Raw genomic sequence first — 4,364 nt, 5'->3', positions numbered from 1 at the left:
TCGTAAAGCTATCTACACAAATAGAACCTAAAAATAAGCTTTTAAAGAATTGCTTTTTTGCTTTTATAATAGGTGGTCTTATATGTATGGTGGGACAATTTTTTAATAATGTATTTATGAATATGGGGTTATCAGAGGAAAATGTTTCTGCAACAGTTTCTATAATTATGGTTTTTATAGGAGCTAGCCTTACTGGAATTGGTATTTATGATAAAATAGCTAATTTTGCGGGAGCAGGTACAGTTGTGCCTATAACTGGATTTGCCAATTCCATAGTTGCCCCTGCTATTGAATTTAAAAAAGAAGGCTTTGTATTTGGTGTAGGAGCTAAGATGTTTACCATAGCAGGCCCTGTACTTGTATATGGAATAAGTACCTCTGTAATAATTGGAATAATACATTATTGTATTAATTATTTATTTAAATAGAAAGGGGATTTTTATGCAAAAGAGAGTGGGACTTCAAACTGTAAGATTAGAAAAAAAGCCTAAAATACTTGCAACTACTAGTATAGTAGGACCTAAGGAGGGAAGAGGCCCCTTAAAAGACTTTTTTGATATAATTTTAAGTGATGATACCAATGGAAAGGATACATATGAAAAGGCAGAAAGCTCTATGATGTATCATGCTATAAAGGAATCTATAAAAAAGGCGAAACTTAAAGAAGAAGACATAAATTATATGTTTGCAGGAGATTTACTTAATCAGTTAGCATCTTCAAACTTTGTTGCTAGAGATCTTGATATACCCTTTGTAGGACTTTATGGAGCTTGTTCAACTATGTCTGAGTCACTAGGTATTGCTTCTTTAGTTATGGATGGAGGGTTTGCAGATTATGCAATTGCATCTACATCATCCCATTTCAGCTCTGCAGAAAGACAATTTAGATATCCATTAGAGTTTGGAAGTCAAAGAGCAGAGACTAGTCAGTGGACAGTAACAGGCTCAGGAGCTATGATCTTAGGACTTAAGGGAGACTTTCCAGAGGTTACCTATGTAACCACAGGAAAGGTGAAGGATTATGGCATAAAGGATGCTAATAATATGGGAGCAGCTATGGCGCCAGCGGCGGTAGATACTATCTATAATCACTTTAAGGATACAGGATTTAAGCCTAGTGACTATGACGTTATAGCTACAGGAGACTTAGGAAAGGTAGGAAGAGAAATAACAGAGCAGCTACTTTTACAGTATGGCTATGATGTACGTGGCATATATATTGACTGCGGAGAGGAGATTTTTGACTCTAACACTCAAAATACAGCCTCTGGAGGAAGTGGCTGTGGATGTTCTGCGGTTGTAACCTGTGGATATATATATAAAAGTATGCTTCAAGGAAAATTTAAGAGAGCCTTTATTGTATCTACAGGAGCCTTAATGAGTCCTACTTCTTCATTTCAAGGAGAAAATATACCAGGTATTGCTCATGGAGTAACCATTGAATATAAAGGAGGACAATAGCATGATGAGTTATGTTAATGCTTTTATAGTAGGTGGAATAATATGTGTCATAGCTCAAATACTTATGGATAGGACTAAGCTTACTCCAGCAAGAATACTTGTAGCCTTTGTAACCATTGGAGTTATATTAGGAGGACTTGGTTTATATGCACCTATAGTGAAGATAGGAAAAGCTGGAGCTACGGTACCTCTACCGGGATTTGGATATTCCCTAGCTAAGGCTACAATTAAGGAAGTTGATAAAATAGGTATTCTTGGTGCTTTTACTGGAGGCATAAAAGGAACAGCAGCAGGAATAACCGCAGCAATATTTTTTGGATACATAATGGCCTTAGCATTTGATCCGAAGACTAAGGAGTAATATTAAAATATAAAAGATGTTTTGATATTTATAATAAACTAGTTTAATATATTTAAAATTTATATTAAAAAGATATGTATAATCTATACAAAATTATTCCATATATGATATGATAAAGTGAATATAATTTAGAGGGAATTTCAGTTTCCCTCTAAACCTAAATGAATTTATCTAAAGTTTTAGAATTTTAAATTTTACTTTAAAGAGGAAAAATTTATTTTATAGTTTTTCTTATTTTTATGTAACTTATAATATGGCATAGGGAGTAAAAGGATAAATTCATAATAGAAAAAGGAGCAGAGGTAATGGAAAAATGGTATGGAAGAGCAGTTGTTCACATATTAGAGGAACTTAAAGTAATCCCGGAGAAGGGTATAGAAGAGAGAGAACTTTATAAACGGACTAATGAGTATGGTAGCAACTCTATTTCTCTTAAAGAGAGAGAAAGTATTTTTAAACTTTTATATAGAGAAATCATAAATCCTTTTATTATATATATAATAGTATCATTATTTATAGGATATTATTTTAAAAGTTACATAATCCTAGGAATACATATGATGTTTTTTATAGGTTATTTTTATATGTTTATAAAAGGTTATAAAAAGGATCATGAATTTATAGAAGAATTTGAAAATCTTAACAATATAGATGTAAAGGTTATGAGGGGATACTCAACAAAAATTATTAAATCTTCAGATTTAGTTGTAGGAGATTTAGTGTATTTAAGTGAGGGTGATGTAGTCCCAGGGGATATAAGACTTATAGAGTGTAAAAATTTAAAGATAAATGAGTATCTTATAAGTGGAGAAAAAGAGCCAGTAGAAAAATATCCAACTAAGATAGAGGAGAAGGATTTATCCATAAACCTTATAGGAAATATGGTCTTTATGGGAAGTAAGGTTATAAAAGGACAAGGATCTGGAGTGGTAGTTGAGGTTGGAGATAAAACACAGATAGGTAAAGTAATAGGTTTTACAGACATAAATTCTAAGGGAGATATGGAGTTTAAGAATGAAGCTTTTAACTATTTAAATAGAATCATATATTATATAACAGCCTTATCTATAGGTTTCGGAATTATTTCATTTATATATTATAAAGATATAAAACTATCCTTAAACTTATTTTTAAAAACTTTTCAAGGTAGTTATCCTATATGGTTATTTGTAATAATTACTATGATTTCTATTAAGGAAGTGAAGGAATTTAAAAAGAAGGGTATACATATAAACTCCTTTGATACCTTGATTAGAGCAACAAGTATTCATAGTATTTTTATGAATAAAGAAGGAGCCTTAAGTGATGAAGTTCTTACTTTAAGAAGGATATATACGGATTCAAAATATATTAAACTTTATGATATAGATGAGTTTAAAGAAATAAATGGAGAGAGAATGTTATCCATTGCCTATTTAACATCTTCAGTGAAAGGTAATAGCAGTGATAAAGCTATAATGAATTTTATAGAGTCTAATGGATTAAGTGAGATTACAGAAGAGTTTAGAACCATAAAAGCTTTTGAGATTCCATATGATAGTGGTAGAAGGTTAAAAACTGTAGTAAATAGAATAGAAAACTTTTATAGAGCCCATGTAAAGGGTGATGTAGATGTTATGTTAGAGGCATCAACTCATATAATGAAAGAGGGAGTTGAGATAGAACTTACTCGTGAATACATAGATGGAATAAAGAATGCTCATATAGAAATGAGTAACAATGGACTTAGGGTTATAGCCCTTGCCTATAGAAATTTTGCCTATGAGCCCTCTTCAAAGGAAAATATAGAGAGCCACTTAGTTTTTGTTGGACTTATTGGACTTAAGAGTGAATTTAATACTACTTCAGTAGAAGATGTAGCTTATTGCATAGATAACGCAATAGTACCTACTATAGCTACAGATGAGGACAAGCTATCTTGTCTACATACTCTAAAATATTTAAATATAAATGGGGGACTTGAGAAAATACAAAGTGGTATAGAAATAGATTATACAACCCATGAGGAGTTTGAAAGAAATGTATACAAGTACAGAATATTTTCAAGAATAAACTCTTATCATAAATATATAATTTTAAGAGAGTTAAGGGATAGAGGAATGGACATATTATTATTTTTAGATAATATGACATATCTTCCTATGATGAGTTTATGTAGTCTAGGGGTTGGTGTTGGTAAAAACCTAACCAATATGATAAAAAAACTTTGTCCTATTTATATAGAAGAGAATTATTTACATAATATGATTTTTGTTATAAAAAGAGGTAAGTCCATATATAAGGGAGGAGAGCTATTAGAAAAGTTTCTGAAATTTACAAGTATTGTCTCTACCTTATCTATATTTTTATGGATAGCTTTTATTGGTGGGAGTAATGAGAGTATTTATATATGGTTAAATTTAATCTCTATAATAATTGCTCTTAAGTTGTTTTATAGTGAAAGTAAAACTATTAATGTAGTAGCAAATATTATGATTATTATAAATATAATAATATGTATATTATTATATTATTTATTAGGGTGGGGTCTTATAAAGTCTTT

The 4,364-nt window shown here is 30.7% G+C and carries 4 protein-coding genes; all 4 read left to right on the top strand.

All coding sequences use genetic code 11. The features are described from left to right. Positions 1-428: stage V sporulation protein AC (gene spoVAC, locus AB2369_RS11775; RefSeq protein WP_367666671.1), on the top strand; the 428-nt coding region annotated here is incomplete at its 5' end. Between the two features lie 13 nt (positions 429-441). Then, positions 442-1,461 (top strand): stage V sporulation protein AD, encoded by a 1,020-nt coding sequence (gene spoVAD / locus AB2369_RS11770; protein WP_367666670.1) that lies wholly within the window; start codon positions 442-444, stop codon positions 1,459-1,461. Position 1,462: 1 nt separating this feature from the next. Then, positions 1,463-1,822, top strand: a complete 360-nt coding sequence (gene spoVAE / locus AB2369_RS11765; RefSeq protein WP_367666669.1) for a stage V sporulation protein AE — start codon at positions 1,463-1,465, stop codon at positions 1,820-1,822. Between the two features lie 305 nt (positions 1,823-2,127). Then, positions 2,128-4,364 (top strand): cation-transporting P-type ATPase (locus tag AB2369_RS11760; protein ID WP_367666668.1); only part of this gene is annotated, 2,237 nt, incomplete at its 3' end.

This window comes from Clostridium sp., from assembly GCF_040797585.1.
Classification (GTDB): domain Bacteria; phylum Bacillota; class Clostridia; order Clostridiales; family Clostridiaceae; genus Clostridium_Z.
Note: the sequence above shows the minus strand (reverse complement) of the source record. Positions and strands in the feature narration are given on the sequence as shown.

Excerpts from the sequence above, each read along its gene's own strand:
- spoVAD (WP_367666670.1), top strand. The coding sequence starts at position 442 with ATGCAAAAGAGAGTGGGACTTCAAACTGTAAGATTAGAAAAAAAGCCT.
- spoVAE (WP_367666669.1), top strand. The coding sequence starts at position 1,463 with ATGATGAGTTATGTTAATGCTTTTATAGTAGGTGGAATAATATGTGTC.